Annotated in this window: 17 protein-coding genes and 1 tRNA gene; 7 read left to right on the top strand and 11 right to left on the bottom strand. The window is 68.0% G+C overall.

The genetic code is table 11. From position 1 onward, the window contains the following. A complete protein-coding gene (locus AB0J87_RS17150; RefSeq protein ID WP_363966182.1) occupies positions 1-285 on the top strand; it encodes a hypothetical protein in 285 nt (94 codons plus the stop codon). Here AB0J87_RS17150 and AB0J87_RS17145 read toward each other — a convergent pair. Together AB0J87_RS17145 and AB0J87_RS17140 are read right to left on the bottom strand one after the other, a co-directional pair. Next, positions 257-547, bottom strand: a complete 291-nt coding sequence (locus AB0J87_RS17145) for a hypothetical protein (RefSeq protein ID WP_363966180.1) — start codon at positions 545-547, stop codon at positions 257-259. The genes AB0J87_RS17150 and AB0J87_RS17145 overlap by 29 nt on opposite strands. A gap of 203 nt (positions 548-750) precedes the next feature. Then, entirely contained in the window at positions 751-1,131 is a 381-nt protein-coding gene (locus AB0J87_RS17140; RefSeq protein WP_363966178.1) for a DUF5997 family protein, read from the bottom strand. 55 nt (positions 1,132-1,186) lie between these two features. On the opposite strand from AB0J87_RS17140, the gene AB0J87_RS17135 reads away from it, so the two are divergent. Continuing rightward, positions 1,187-1,912 carry a LysR family substrate-binding domain-containing protein gene (locus tag AB0J87_RS17135; protein WP_363966176.1) on the top strand — a complete coding sequence of 242 codons (726 nt, stop codon included), beginning with the start codon at positions 1,187-1,189 and terminating at the stop codon, positions 1,910-1,912. A 132-nt stretch (positions 1,913-2,044) separates the two neighbouring features. On the opposite strand, the gene AB0J87_RS17130 is transcribed toward AB0J87_RS17135, so the two are convergent. Then, a complete protein-coding gene (locus tag AB0J87_RS17130; protein ID WP_363966174.1) occupies positions 2,045-2,470 on the bottom strand; it encodes a hypothetical protein in 426 nt (141 codons plus the stop codon). A gap of 26 nt (positions 2,471-2,496) precedes the next feature. Here AB0J87_RS17130 and AB0J87_RS17125 point away from each other — a divergent pair, with 26 nt between their 5' ends. After that, the gene (locus AB0J87_RS17125; RefSeq protein ID WP_363966618.1) at positions 2,497-2,934 is read left to right on the top strand and encodes a MarR family transcriptional regulator; all 438 of its coding nucleotides are present in this window, start codon (positions 2,497-2,499) and stop codon (positions 2,932-2,934) included. A gap of 539 nt (positions 2,935-3,473) precedes the next feature. Further along, the gene (locus AB0J87_RS17120) at positions 3,474-3,842 is read left to right on the top strand and encodes a hypothetical protein (RefSeq protein WP_363966173.1); all 369 of its coding nucleotides are present in this window, start codon (positions 3,474-3,476) and stop codon (positions 3,840-3,842) included. A gap of 14 nt (positions 3,843-3,856) precedes the next feature. Here AB0J87_RS17120 and AB0J87_RS17115 read toward each other — a convergent pair whose 3' ends face one another. Then, entirely contained in the window at positions 3,857-4,540 is a 684-nt protein-coding gene (locus tag AB0J87_RS17115; protein WP_363966171.1) for an SMI1/KNR4 family protein, read from the bottom strand. 9 nt (positions 4,541-4,549) lie between these two features. Between AB0J87_RS17115 and AB0J87_RS17110 the strand changes: the two genes are divergently transcribed. Beyond that, positions 4,550-4,678 carry a hypothetical protein gene (locus tag AB0J87_RS17110; protein ID WP_363966169.1) on the top strand — a complete coding sequence of 43 codons (129 nt, stop codon included), beginning with the start codon at positions 4,550-4,552 and terminating at the stop codon, positions 4,676-4,678. Between the two features lie 150 nt (positions 4,679-4,828). On the opposite strand, the gene AB0J87_RS17105 is transcribed toward AB0J87_RS17110, so the two are convergent. The 7 genes from AB0J87_RS17105 to AB0J87_RS17075 form a co-directional block, all read right to left on the bottom strand. Further along, positions 4,829-4,900, bottom strand: a tRNA-Val gene (locus AB0J87_RS17105). A gap of 17 nt (positions 4,901-4,917) precedes the next feature. Beyond that, positions 4,918-5,919, bottom strand: a complete 1,002-nt coding sequence (locus AB0J87_RS17100; protein WP_350723248.1) for an ROK family protein — start codon at positions 5,917-5,919, stop codon at positions 4,918-4,920. A 363-nt stretch (positions 5,920-6,282) separates the two neighbouring features. After that, a complete protein-coding gene (locus AB0J87_RS17095) occupies positions 6,283-6,606 on the bottom strand; it encodes a hypothetical protein (protein ID WP_350723127.1) in 324 nt (107 codons plus the stop codon). A gap of 14 nt (positions 6,607-6,620) precedes the next feature. After that, positions 6,621-7,076, bottom strand: a complete 456-nt coding sequence (locus AB0J87_RS17090; protein ID WP_363966166.1) for a peroxiredoxin — start codon at positions 7,074-7,076, stop codon at positions 6,621-6,623. Positions 7,077-7,112: 36 nt separating this feature from the next. Beyond that, positions 7,113-7,541 carry a DUF3052 domain-containing protein gene (locus AB0J87_RS17085; protein ID WP_355194150.1) on the bottom strand — a complete coding sequence of 143 codons (429 nt, stop codon included), beginning with the start codon at positions 7,539-7,541 and terminating at the stop codon, positions 7,113-7,115. Between the two features lie 117 nt (positions 7,542-7,658). After that, a complete protein-coding gene (locus tag AB0J87_RS17080; protein WP_355194151.1) occupies positions 7,659-8,066 on the bottom strand; it encodes a secondary thiamine-phosphate synthase enzyme YjbQ in 408 nt (135 codons plus the stop codon). A 9-nt stretch (positions 8,067-8,075) separates the two neighbouring features. Continuing rightward, on the bottom strand, positions 8,076-8,258 hold the full coding sequence (locus tag AB0J87_RS17075) for a DUF1918 domain-containing protein (RefSeq protein WP_350723120.1): 183 nt from the start codon (positions 8,256-8,258) through the stop codon (positions 8,076-8,078). A 758-nt stretch (positions 8,259-9,016) separates the two neighbouring features. On the opposite strand from AB0J87_RS17075, the gene aceE reads away from it, so the two are divergent. Further along, positions 9,017-11,764: a pyruvate dehydrogenase (acetyl-transferring), homodimeric type gene (gene aceE, locus AB0J87_RS17070; RefSeq protein WP_357730319.1), complete on the top strand. Its 2,748-nt coding sequence runs from the start codon at positions 9,017-9,019 to the stop codon at positions 11,762-11,764. 185 nt (positions 11,765-11,949) lie between these two features. Then, a complete protein-coding gene (locus AB0J87_RS17065) occupies positions 11,950-13,443 on the top strand; it encodes an alpha/beta hydrolase (RefSeq protein WP_363966163.1) in 1,494 nt (497 codons plus the stop codon). Positions 13,444-13,448 lie beyond the last annotated feature (5 nt).

The raw sequence follows: 13,448 nt of genomic DNA, 5'->3' as shown, positions 1-13,448 counted from the left end.
TTGGCAGGCGCTTTCCGGGCAGCCCCCGCCGCGACGGCCCGCCTCGACGTGGACCTGCCCCGGCGCGACTCATCCGGTCGTTCCGGGAGCGGGCCCCACGGGATCCTCCTGAGTACGGTCCGCGCGGTCGCCGACGGAAGGCTCGCCGCGACGGCGCTCCCGTACGGCGAACTCCGGGTGGACGGCGCCGCCATCGCGAAGGCGGTGGCCGGCTGCACCGGTTCCGTCGCCGGTCACCTGACCGACGGTCGTACCTTCACCGGCGAGGTGAGGATCCGCCCGTGACGTCCAACCCGCTCTTCTTGTGCTTCCGCAGCAGATCTCGAACATGCAGGTGAACGAGCAGGACCCAGCCGAAGATCACCACGAGCCGCCCCAGCCACGACCATGACCCCAGGTTCCAGCCGAACAGGTCCCAGGGCCCGCCCGCGAGCAGCCCCAAGGTCTGGGTCACGAGGACGAACAGGCCGAAGACGATGAAGAGCAGGTTGACCCAGATCGGCCATGTCGGGCGAAGTCTTCGCGTGTCATCGGGTTGCTCAGCCACAGCAATACTCTGACACTTGCCGCATTCCACCGGAAGACGTCCGTCGTTGAGTCCAAGGTACGGATCGGCACGGCGTCCTGATCGGGTGCTCAACCTTGATCGGCTGCGTACCCCCGCGTCGCTGTTGACCCCATGTGGCAGGGGTCGTCGCCAGTGGGCCGCGCCTGGCCCGGCGCGAACCGCATCACCCCAGCCTCAAGACCTCAGCCGTCTTGCCGCTGCTTGAGCCGGAGTGCTTCTTTGCGGGTCTCGGCCTGGACGGACCGCTCGTGCTCCAGCCACGCCGGGTTCTCCGCCTTCAGCGCATCGATCTCAGCGGTGGTGAGCGGTTCGGTGATCCCGGCCCTGATCAGGCCCGAATTGGAGATCCCGAGCTTCGCGGCGACGACCTGCCTGGGGTGCGGGCCGTTGCGGCGCAGATCCGTGAGCCAGGCGGGTGGCGTCGCCTGCAACTCGTTCAGCTCGTCCCTGGAGACGACGCCCGCCTGGAACTCGGCGGGAGTGGCCGAGAGGAGGACACCCAGCTTCTTGGCCGCGGTCTCGGGCTTCATCGTCTGGATGCTCTTCGATTTGGGCGAGGTCATGACGTCAAGAGTAGTCAGTCGGAACGGGTTTCCATGACATCGATACCCTGAGGACGTGACTGATGGGGAGACCAAGGCGTTCCGGCTGGCGTACGTGCCCGGGGTGACACCCGCGAAATGGGTCAACATCTGGTCCGAGAGGCTGCCCGACGTGCCGATCACCCTGGCCACTGTTCCCGCGGCCGAGGTGGTGGGTCTCCTTCGGGACGGCGGCGCCGACGCCGGATTCGTCAGGCTGCCGGTCGACCGGGACGGGCTCAGCGTGATTCCGCTCTACGTGGAGACCACGGTGGTCGTGGTGCCCAAGGACCACGCGGTGGCCGCCGCCGACGAGGTGACCATCGCCGACCTGGCCGACGACGAGGTGCTCCATCCCCTGGACGACACCATCGAGTGGACGGTCCGCCCCGGGCGGCCCGCGTTCACCCGCCCGGCCACGACCGCGGAAGCGATCGAGCTGGTAGCGGCCGGCGCCGGGCTGCTCCTGGTTCCGCAGTCGCTGGCACGCCTCTATCACCGCAGGGACCTCACTTACCGGCCGGTGCTGGAAGCGCCGCAGTCCCAGGTCGCGCTGGCCTGGCCCACGGACGCGACCACCGACCTGGTGGAAGACTTCATCGGTATCGTCCGCGGCCGGACAGTGAACAGCTCGCGGGGCCGTACCCCTGCCGCCCCTGCGGAGAAACCGGCACAGCGCCAGGCCCAGAAACCCGCGAAGACCGGCTCCGGCCGTCGCGCCGTACCGGCCCGCCGCAAAGGGAAGGGCTCCCGGCCCCGGTGACCCGGACCTTCCGTGGTTTTCCAAGGCCGAAGCCAGGGTTTTCATACGGGTGGGCGGCCTGCCGGCTCTCTGGTCGATCTTCCTTGGGCGGACGAGGCCTTCAAGCGGATGGCATCGCTTCGGTGGCCGGTCTCACCGTGAGGTCGGTCGGATCCGTCCCCGGGTCGGATTGCGGCCGGTGAGCAGCCGAGCGGCTGTCAGCAGGGCGACGGCGAACACCAGGGGCCCGATCGTCTGAGGGACCTGATGGTGCGCAGCGCCGATCGCCGCATCGCCGATCTGGACCGCGCCGTTCAATGCGAGGAGCAACCCGAGGGAACGCCACGCGTGTCGGGCCAGCAACCAGACCATTCCGCCGAGCAGCACCACGCTGCGGGCCGCCATGTAGGCGGCATAGGTCCTGGGGGCGGCCTGATCGCCTCCAGGCACCAGCCCGCCCGGGTCCGCCAGGCTGGACACTGCGAAGTAGCCGGATGTGACCACGGTGAGGAGCACGACAAGTGCGCCGAATCGACGGACATTTAATGAGGGAGCCATATCTTTCGGATGCCGAATCATATGGCTAGGCTAGCATTGGTGGTGTGATGGCGGAAGAGTCGTTGATCAACACGGTGGGTTTCCTGTTGGGCAAGCTGGGCCAGGAGGCGAACGGGCAGTTCGCGGATCGCTTGGCCCCGCTCGGCCTGCGGCCGCGGCATTGTGCGGTCCTTGAGCTCCTGGCCGACGGGCCCCGGGCGCAGCTGGAGCTGGCCAAGGCCGTCGGGGTGACCGCGAGTGTGGTCGTCGACATGCTCGACGAACTTGAGAAGCTCGATGCCGTACGACGAGTACGGGACACCGCAGACCGTCGACGGCAGCTCATCGAGCTGACACCGACCGGCCAGGATCTGCGGCACCAGACGCTCTTGCTGGCGCGGCAGAACGACGAGGAACTGCTGAGCGCCATCGACCCCGCCGAGGTGGCGGCCCTGCGCCGGACCCTGGGTCGGATCGCCGCTGCGACTGGCCTCGTGGGGAAGTGACGGGCGCTACGCGTGGCAGGTCGGCGTCGGCGAAGGACTCGCCCGCTGCCATGAACGCCCAACGGCCATCGTCGATGCGTTCTTCGACTTCGCCGACGCCGTCATCGCGATCCGTAGCTGATCCGCCGAGCCTGGATCACCCGCCGCTGGACCAAGCGCCCCGAACCACGCCATCACCTTGCGGCGCGACCTCTTAGTCACCCAGACGCCGTTCTCAAGATCGATGACAGGGTGCTCATGCAGGTGGCGGGTGCTGGGTTCGAACCGGTGACCCCTCGCTCGTAAGGAGCCGCTTGTGGGATTTGGCACGGTATGGCACGGCCTTGCGGCATGCAGACGGCACGGAAGCGAACCCGGCGCCCCTACGGGCGATCCACCCGCACGGGGCGAACTGCCGGCGGTTCTATAGCTCGTGACCGTTACCGCGGGGGCATGGCTATTTACCTGGGACGGAGCGGTACCTGCATGCCGATGTCTTCATGATCATTGCACGTATATCGCATGGCACCGGGAGACCCCGCTGTGCGTACGCTGCCTTCGTGGACAGAGAGACGCTCGTTCAACTCCTCGACAATGCAGGGGAAGCAGGCCGTGCTTGCCGACGGGCGCTCACGGCTGGAGCGTCCTTCGAGGTGTGGCAGGACCCGGTCGAGGCGCTGTCCCTGACTAGGACTTACCGGCGTCGCGCTCGTCTTGCCCGCCGGATGGGGAACCCGTCCCTTGGCTTTGACGAGGCGATCGCGCGGCTTGGCACCTGCGGACTTCAGCACCTCCTCCTCGGCATCGTCAAGAGCACCGAGTCCGCCTACAACTTTCAGCTCTTCCTGTCTCCCGACGCATCACGTGTGGTGGCATGCCTCGGCGTCAGCAACCAACGGGAGCGCTCGCGCGTAACGGGGCTTGCGTGATGATGCGGCACCGCTCAGGAGGTTTCTCCTGGAGGTGACAGTTCGACATCGGCGCGTGTGAGCCATGCCTCGTACCAAGCGTCGAAGGTGGGCGTTGGACCGAGATACGTCGGTGCGGCCAGGTCATAGAGCTCGCTCTCCAAGCTGGCGGGGGCGGCCGTGGCCGGTCGCCAGGCACTTTCGTCGAGCCAGACATCCCAAACCGTGCCCGTCAGCTCTCCTGCGGTCACCAACGCGGTGACACTGGAGCAGCCCTGGGTGCCGATGAAGATGCAGCCAGGTGTGGGGTAGGGGGCTTCGATGCTGGGGCCGCCACCGGAGTCGGGCTCTGGTTCCTGGACCCATGCGTACCAGGCGTTGTAGGTCTCCTCGGCGTCGCGACGGGTGAGCGGGAAGGGTTTGGCAGGATCACCCTCGGTCTCTTTTACGATCTCCTGCGGTCCCCAGACGCCGTAGTAGGGGCCCGCGCCGGGGCCGATCCGGAGCAGGAACTCCCGGTACGCGGGTGGTAATTGGACACCGAGATCGTCTTCTAGGGCCAGGACCGAGGTCGGGTCGAGCGGGGTGTTGCGGTACTGGTGTCGTTCGGCGCCGAAGACGAGGAACCGCTTGTTGCGTCGGTAGAACTTATGCAGGTGTACGGGTCGGCCGGTTTCGATGGCTCGCAGTCGGTCGAGTCTTGCTGTCATGGTCGACATGGCGCCAGTATGCGGCTTTTCGTGAAGCAACCTGGCGGCGGCATGGCGCTCGCCGGCAACGCGATCGCGGCGAGCGCCGGCGCGAGTCCCAAAGATCTCATACTGCGCATAGGCATGACTTGGTTCGGGCAGCGCTGATCTATCAGCGCATCACGGCCAAGGCTGACCGCAGGATCGCCGACGCGAAGATCGCGAACAACTCCAATGGATCTTCGAATGGGCTCTGTCGCACCGGTTAATGGGACGAAGCCCCGTTTCCATGGTCGGAGACGGGGCTCTTGTCGCAGGTGGGCGGTACTGGGTTCGAACCAGTGACCCCTCGCTTGTAAGGCGAGTGCTCTACCGCTGAGCTAACCGCCCCTGATCGGCACTACACCTTACGACACCACGGGGCCCGATCGCACATCCACTGTCCAGCCCGGGCCCAGTTCGGGGCGGCCTGCGGCGCGCCAGCCCAGGAGGGCGGCTCCGAGCATGCCCGCGTCGACCCCGAGTGCGGCCGGCACCAGTGGGGGTGCCTCGCGGAAGGCCAGGCGTTTGACGAGGCGAGTGCGTACCGGGTCGAAGAGGGCCGGGCCCGCTTCGGCGAGGCCGCCGCCGAGGACGATCACCGTGGGGTCCAGCAGGAGCGTGTACGTGGCCAGGGCCAGCGACAGGGCCTCCACGGCCTCGTCCCAGACCTCTACGGCGATCGGGTCGTCGGAGGAGACCACCTGCTCCGCCTTGACGCCCTCCAGGCCGGCGCGCTGGCTGTAGCGGCGGCCCACCGAGGCGGCCGAGGCGTACGTCTCCAGGCAGCCGAACTGGCCGCACGCGCACTCTTCCCCGTCCGGGAAGACCGGGGTGTGGCCGATCTCGCCGGCCCAGCCGGAGGAGCCGCCGTACGGTTCGCCGCGGATGATCGAGGCGCCCGCGATCCCCGTGCCGATGGGGAGGAAGAGGAAGTCGGACAGGCCCCGGCCCGCGCCGAGGATGCTCTCCGCGAGGCCGCCGGTGCGTACGTCGTGTCCGAGCAGGACGGGGATGTCCAGGGTGGTGAAGCTGGTGGCGGGGACGTCGCGCCAGCCCAGGTTCGCGGCGTAGACGGCGGCGTTGTCGGAGACCAGGCCGGGGACCGCCAGGCCTACGCCGGCCGGGGTGCCGTCACCCGAGGAGGCCAGGTGACTGATGAAGTCGGAGATGGCGGACACGACCGCCTCCGGGCCCTCCGCCCGGGGGGTCGGGCGCCGCTCGCTCAGCAGCACCACACCGGAGTCGCTGACCAGGCCGCCCTTCATGGACGTGCCGCCAACGTCGAGCGCGACGACGAACGAGCTCGGAGCCGGGTTCGGGCTCACGCTCACACTCGGGTTCGGGCTCTCGCTCACGCTCGGAGTCATCTCGGACACGGAGGAGACGATAGCGCAGCTCAGCAAATGTCTGGAAAGAGTCTCTTCGCCCGCGGGGTTCGCTGCAGGGATTCGCTGCAGGGATTCCCGCGGCTCGGATCCGGCTTGGCGGGGCGGAGCGGGGCTTGGACCCGGCTTGGCCGGGCGTAGCTTGGACCTCCGCCCGGCCAAGCCCTGCCCGAGTCCTGCCCTGTGCCGAGGGATCCAGGATTCGGGTCCCAGGTCTCAGGGCAGCCTGCCGAGGGCTCAGAGCGGCTCACGGCGCTGTGAAGGCTCCCGTGTCCCCGTCCAGGCCCCCGTGCGTGCCTCTGCGTCCGGCTCAGGGCTCCGTGCGTTCGGGTCCGGTCCTGGGGCTCAGGTGCGGCCCAGGACGCGGTTGAGGGCCGCTTCCACCTCCGCCGAGAGGCCGGGAGGTGAGGACGGTGGGGAGACGGGAGAGCCCGCGAGCGCGTCCGAGCGCGCCAGCCGTACGTCGCCGCAGGACCGGCACTCCACCTCGCCCAGCCGGCATATCAGCGCGACCGACCCGCAGGCCGCGCACGAGTCGAGGTCGAGGTCGTGCAGCCGCTGACAGTCCGGGCAGATCAACACCTGCGTTTCGCGGCGCACCCCGCGCTGCCACGGGCTGGCGCCGCGCACCGGGTCGGTCTGCCGGGCCCCGCATCGGTAGCAGGGCATCGTTCCCTCCGAGGTCAAGAAATGTCGGCGAGTGCCTTGATGTAGTCGGCGATGTCGCGTGCGGCGGAGGTCGGATTGACCACCGACCACCGGATCACACCCTTGCCGTCGATGATGAAGGTCCCCCGAAGAGCGAACCCCTTCGCCTCATCGAACACACCGTACGCCCGCGCGACCTGTCCGTGTGGCCAGAAATCGGAGAGCAGCGGAAACGTGTAACCCTCGCGATCGGCCCACGCACGGTGCGTGAACAGGGAGTCGACGGACACGGTCAGCAGTTGTGCCCCGTCGAGCGGCTGGTCGCGCAGCGCGGACAGCTCACCGTGACAGATCCCGCTGAAGGCAAGCGGGTAGAAGACCAGCACGACCTTCGTGCCCCGGAACTGAGACAGGCTCACCGGGGTGCCGTGCTGGTCCTGCAGCTCGAAATCCGGAGCCAGGGCGCCGACCTCGGCAGGATGTGCGTTCACGGCTTCATCCTGCCGTACGGAAGGCGCTCGGACTCCCTACCGTTTGCCCTTGGGCGTGACGAGCCTGGTCCCGGACCAGTCCGGTGCGGCGGAGATGCTGCTGGTCTGTGAGAGACCCGCGGTAGCGGCATCCTCCCCGATGTCGCTCGGCTCCACGTGGCCGTCGCGTCCGGCCTTGGGAGTCAGCAGCCAGATCCGGCCGCCGTCGGCGAGTGCTCGCATGGCGTCGCTGAGGGCGTCGAAGAGGTCTCCGTCGCCGTCGCGCCACCACATCAGCACCACGTCTACGACGTCGTCGCTCTCTTCGTCCAGCAGCTCGTTGCCGGTCAGGTTCTCGATGGAGTCGCGAAGCTCGTCGTCGACGTCCTCGTCCCAACCGATCTCCTGCACCACCTGACCCGGCTTGAGGCCGAGCCGTTCGGCCAGGCCGCGCTCGCCCTGCGCCTGACCCGCGGTCGCGCTCACGTTTATCCCTCCTGCTTGAGTGGCCCCGCTTATGCGGTTTATCGCTTCGGCACAGTCCACACGCTGTGACCCTCAGTCGTCAACGGTCGCCACGGGTACGGCCGTAGTCGGCCAGAATCAATCCGACAAAAACGACAGGCGAACCTGGCGTTGCCGGTTGTCGACGTTCAGGTCGACGAGTGCGATCGACTGCCACGTACCGAGTGCCAGACGCCCGCCCAGCACGGGGACCGTGGCATATGGCGGGATCAGCGCGGGCATGACATGTGACCGTCCGTGACCGGGCGAGCCGTGGGCGTGACGCCAGCGGTCGTCGGGCGGCAACAGGTCGCGCAGCGCGGCGAGCAAGTCGTCGTCGCTGCGCGAGCCCAACTCGAGCAGGGCTACACCGGCGGTCGCATGGGGCACAAAGATATGCAACAGCCCGTCTTCGCCCTGCCTGCGCACGAAATCAGCGCATTCAGCGGTGATGTCGTGCACTGTCTCTCGTGACCCTGTGGCCACGGAGATGATTTCAGATCTCACAGGGAAATCTTACTTATGCACCACGACGGCGTCCGGGCCGGGAAACACCAGACCGGTGTGCCCGTCGTCGAAGCGCACCATGTAGGGAGGTCCGCCTTCGAGGCCCTGGACCTCCACAATCACACCACTCCGGTCCCCTTCGCCAACGGCATGTCCGTGCACCAGGAGCCGGTCTCCTACTGCAGCATTCATATATCCCACATTGGTACGCGGGAGACCGTCCGAAAAGGGTGATTCGCAAGTTTTGCTCCCCCTCCAGAGGGGCGGAGAAAAATGACCGAAACGTTACGCTGCGATGAGGCGGCGGTGCCCAGGCCGGGTGGCGAACGGGCAAGGCGTGGAGGGAGTTCGGAGGCCGTGGGGAGGCGGAGGGGGCCTCGAGATGGTGGTGGGCCTTGGGGGTGGCAGGGGTGCCGGGATGAGAGGGAGGCGAGGGATCTTTAGGGCATGCGGGTCTGGGGGGCGTCATGGAGAAGAAGAGGTGGCATGACCCCATGGGCGGTGAGGGGCGTCACAAGTCGCGAGAGGCGATGCGGGTCGCAAGTGGCGACAAGGGGCATGATCAGCGGCGATGCGCCCCCGGCCGACCCTCCGCCGGACGGCCCCCGTCGGAGCCGGGCCGGGAGGATGGCCGCTAGACTCGCCCGTCACGCCGCGCCTCGTGGGGTGAGAACCCCCTTCCTTCGGGGGAGAGTGGAGGGTGCGGGGACCAGGAGTCCAGAGACATTCGAGCGAAATTTCGTTCGTTTTCCTGTCTTGTTAAATTGCTCCCGGGATGTAACCTTTGGTGGCGATTCGTCCTACCATCGGTGGTCTAGGCCATCTGATCTGTCTCTGCCAGCAGGGACACCACTGGTTACCGGTCAGTAGAGATGCGTTTTCTACGGCTAGCGACCAGGATGGAAGGCGACCCAGACCAGACATCAGTCATCCTCGGAAGGCGAGACCCAGTGGCTTCCGGACGCCAGCGATTCTCGATCATCAGCGACGGCCTACCCAGCCAGCTGCCTGATGTCGACCCCAGCGAGACCAACGAGTGGCTCGAGTCTCTCGACAACGTCGTCAAGACCGAAGGCCGCACCAGAGCCCGCTACCTCATGCTGCGCATGCTGGAGCGGGCCCGCGAGCACCAGGTCGGGGTGCCGGGTTTGCGGAGCACCGACTACATCAACACGATCCCGCCGGAGCGCGAGCCCTGGTTCCCCGGTGACGAGCACGTCGAGCGCCGCATCCGCGCCTACATCCGCTGGAACGCGGCCATCATGGTGTCCAGGGCCAACGCCCGCACCAACGTCGGCGGCCACATCGCCACCTACGCCTCCGCGGCCTCCCTCTACGAAGTGGGCTTCAACCACTTCTTCCGCGGCAAGGATCACGGCGAGTCGGGCGACCAGGTCTTCTTCCAGGGGCATGCCGCGCCGGGCATCTACGCCCGCGCCTTCCTCGAGGGCCGCCTCAACGAGGCCCAGCTCGACGCGTTCCGCCAGGAGCTGTCGCACGGCTTCCACGGCCTGCCCTCCTACCCCCACCCGCGCCTCATGCCGGACTTCTGGGAGTTCCCGACGGTCTCCATGGGTCTCGGCCCGATCGGCGCGATCTACCAGGCGCGGTTCAACCGCTATCTGCTCAACCGGCAGATCAAGGACACCAGCCGCAGCCACGTGTGGGCGTTCCTGGGCGACGGCGAGATGGACGAGCCCGAGTCGCTCGGCGCGATCGGCCTGGCGGCCCGCGAGGAGCTCGACAACCTCACGTTCGTGATCAACTGCAACCTGCAGCGGCTCGACGGTCCCGTACGCGGCAACGGCAAGATCATCCAGGAGCTGGAGTCGTACTTCCGCGGCGCCGGCTGGAACGTCATCAAGGTCGTGTGGGGCCGCGACTGGGACCCGCTGCTGGCGGCCGACGTCGACGGCGTGCTGGTCAACCAGATGAACACCACGCCCGACGGCCAGTTCCAGACCTACTCGGTCGAGTCCGGTGAGTACATCCGCGAGCACTTCTTCGCCGGTGACCCGCGCCTGCGCAAGATGGTCGAGCACCTGACCGACGACGACATCCGCAAGCTGTCGCGCGGCGGCCACGACTACCGCAAGGTCTACGCGGCGTTCAAGGCGGCCCGCGAGCACGTCGGCCAGCCGACCGTGATCCTCGCCCAGACCATCAAGGGCTGGACGCTGGGCAAGGACTTCGAGGCGCGCAACGCCACCCACCAGATGAAGAAGCTCACCAAGGCCGAGCTGAAGGAGTTCCGCGACCGGCTCTACCTGCCGATCCCGGACTCCGCGCTGGAGGGCGAGCTGCCCCCGTACTTCCACCCGGGCGAGAACGACCCCGAGATCCAGTACATGAAGGAGCGCCGCGCGGCGCTCGGCGGCGTGCTGCCCAAGCGCGTCATGCGCGCCAAGCCGGTCAAGCTGCCCGCCGACGAGGTCTACGGCGGCTTCGCCAAGGGCTCGGGCAAGCAGCAGGTCGCCACCACGATGGCGTTCGTACGGCTGCTCAAGGACCTCATGCGCGACAAGGAGATCGGCCACCGGTTCGTGCCGATCATCCCGGACGAGGCGCGCACGTTCGGTCTCGACGCCATGTTCCCGACGGCCAAGATCTACTCCCCGCACGGCCAGACGTACGAGGCCGTCGACAGGGAGCTGCTGCTGTCGTACAAGGAGGCCACGCAGGGCCAGATCCTGCACGAGGGCATCAGCGAGTCGGGCTCGATGGCCTCGGCCATCGCGGCGGGCAGCGCCTACGCCACGCACGGCGAGCACATGATCCCGATCTACATCTTCTACTCGATGTTCGGGTGGCAGCGCACCGGCGACCAGATGTGGCAGATGGGCGACCAGATGGGCCGCGGCTTCCTGCTCGGCGCCACCGCGGGCCGCACCACGCTCAACGGTGAGGGCCTGCAGCACGAGGACGGCCACACGCCGCTCATCGCCTCCACCAACCCGGCCGCGATCTCCTACGACCCGTCGTGGGCGTTCGAGGTGGCCCACATCGTCAAGGACGGCCTGCGGAGGATGTACGGCGACCAGCCGGAGGACGTCTTCTACTACCTGACCGTCTACAACGAGCCCTACCTGCAGCCCGCCCAGCCGGCCGACCTCGACGTGCAGGGCCTGCTCAAGGGCCTGTACAAGTTCGCCGACGGGCCGCAGACCCAGGGCCCGAAGGCCAACATCCTGTCCTCCGGCGTGGCGGGCCCGTGGGCGATGGAGGCGCAGCGGCTGCTGGCCGAGGACTGGGGCGTCTCGGCCGCCGTGTGGTCGGCGACGTCGTGGTCCGAGCTGCGCCGCGACGCGCTGGCCTGCGAGGAGCACAACCTGCTCAACCCCGACACCGAGCAGCGCGTCCCGTACGTGACCCAGGCGCTCTCCCAGGCGCAGGGCCCCTTCGTGGGCGTCAGCGACTACATGAAGGCCGTGCAGGACCAGATCGCGCAGTGGGTGCCGGGTGACTGGTCCTCGCTGGGCACCGACGGGTTCGGCCTGTCCGACACCCGCTCGGCGCTGCGCCGACACTTCCACGTCGACGCCGCCTCGATCACGCTGGCCGTGCTGACCAGCCTGGTCAAGCGGGGCGAGCTCGACGGCGAGGTGTTGCGCGAGGCGATCGCCCGCTACCACCTCAAGAACGGCGTCACCGAGGCGGGCGGCGCGGAGAGCAACGACACCCAATCGATGGGCGTCTGAGTCATCCAGGAGCGGCGCTCCCGCGAAGTACTTCTCGCGGGGGCGCCGTCATTTTCGCCGCCCGCGGCGTTCGGCCTGTGAGGCGGCACGTTCAGGAGGGGTACGTGCCGCCTCACCCAGGTATGGTGCGGCGTCACGTATTGTGGGCACTACTTCCCCCTGAGAGACGAGGGAGAAGTCTGTTTATGCGACGCGTCCTAGCCGCCCTGCTCATCCCGGTCGTCGCCGGTTGTTCCACCGTGCCGGCCGAGCCCGCCACGCAGTCGACGGCGGACACCGGCACGATCAGCTGGGGGCCGTGCACCGACATCAAGCGTCCCGGCGGTGAGCAACCGGCCAGCCAGGACAGTTCGGTACGGTGCGGGAAGCTGGCCGTTCCCCTGGACTACAACAAGCCCGACGGCGAGAAGCTGGACCTGGCGCTCATCAAACTGCCCACCACCGGCAAGGACCGGCTGGGCTCGATGGTCTTCAACTTCGGCGGCCCCGGCGCCTCCGGCGTCGACACGCTCGACCAGGCCGCCAAGGCGCTCACGGGGCTGCGCGCCCGATACGACCTGATCAGCTTCGACCCGCGCGGCGTGGAGCGCAGCTCCGGCGTGCGCTGCGGCGACACCGTGGAGATGGACAGGTTCACCGCGCTGGACACGCTGCCGTCCGACAGCCAGACCCACCAGGAGACCGCGGCGGCCAACAAGCAGTTCGCCGCCCTCTGCCAGCAGCACTCCGGCAAGATCCTCCCGTACATCGGCACCGTGAACGCCGCCCGCGACATGGACCGGATCCGCGAGGCGGTCGGCGACCCCAAGCTCAACTACGTCGGCATGTCATACGGCACGCAGCTCGGCGCCGTGTACGCCACCGAGTTCCCGAAGAAGGTCGGCCGCATGGTGCTCGACGCGCCGCTCGACCCGACGGTGACGTTCGAGCAGCGCACGCTGGTGCAGACGCGCGGGTTCCAGAAGGCGTACGAGAGCTTCCTGCGCTCGTGCGTCAAGAACAAGTGCGACTTCGGCAAGGACCAGGAGACCGCCAACGCGAACGTGGACAAGCTGCTGAACCAGCTCACCACCCAGCCGCTGAAGGTCGGCACCCGCGAGCTCACCCAGGGCCTGGCCGCCACGGGCGTGGCGGCGGCGCTGTACTCGGAGCTGACCTGGCCCTTCCTGGAGCAGGCGCTCTCGGAGGCGATCAAGGGGCGCGGCGAGGCGCTGCTCTACCTGGCCGACTCCTACACGGGCCGCTCCCAGGACGGCAAATACTCCACGCAGATGACCAGCTTCCCCGCCATCACCTGCGTGGACACCTCCGAGCGGCCCAGCGAGGCCGAGCTGCGCCGCACCGAGGCGGCCGCCATGAAGATCTCGCCGCTGTTCGGCAGCGAGGGGTCCGGCGGGCTGTGCCGGGTCTGGCCGGCCAAGGGCAGCGATCAGGCGCGGCACGTGAACGCCACCGGCTCGGCGCCGATCGTCGTGATCGGCGGCAAGGGCGACCCGGCCACGCCGTACGAGTGGGCGCCCAAGCTGACGGCCCAGCTCAAGACCGCCAGGCTGGTGACGTACGAGGGCGAGGGGCACGGCGCCTACCTGTCGGGCAGCAAGTGCGTGCTGGAGCTCGTGGACTCGTTCCTGATCGAGGGCAAGCTCCCGCAGAAGGGCGCGACCTGCCCGGCGGCCTAGGGTGG

This window comes from Nonomuraea sp. NPDC049625, assembly GCF_040675285.1.
In the GTDB taxonomy this organism is placed as follows: domain Bacteria; phylum Actinomycetota; class Actinomycetes; order Streptosporangiales; family Streptosporangiaceae; genus Nonomuraea; species Nonomuraea angiospora_A.
The sequence above is the reverse complement of the archived record's forward strand: the minus strand, read 5'-3'. Positions and strand labels throughout refer to the sequence as shown.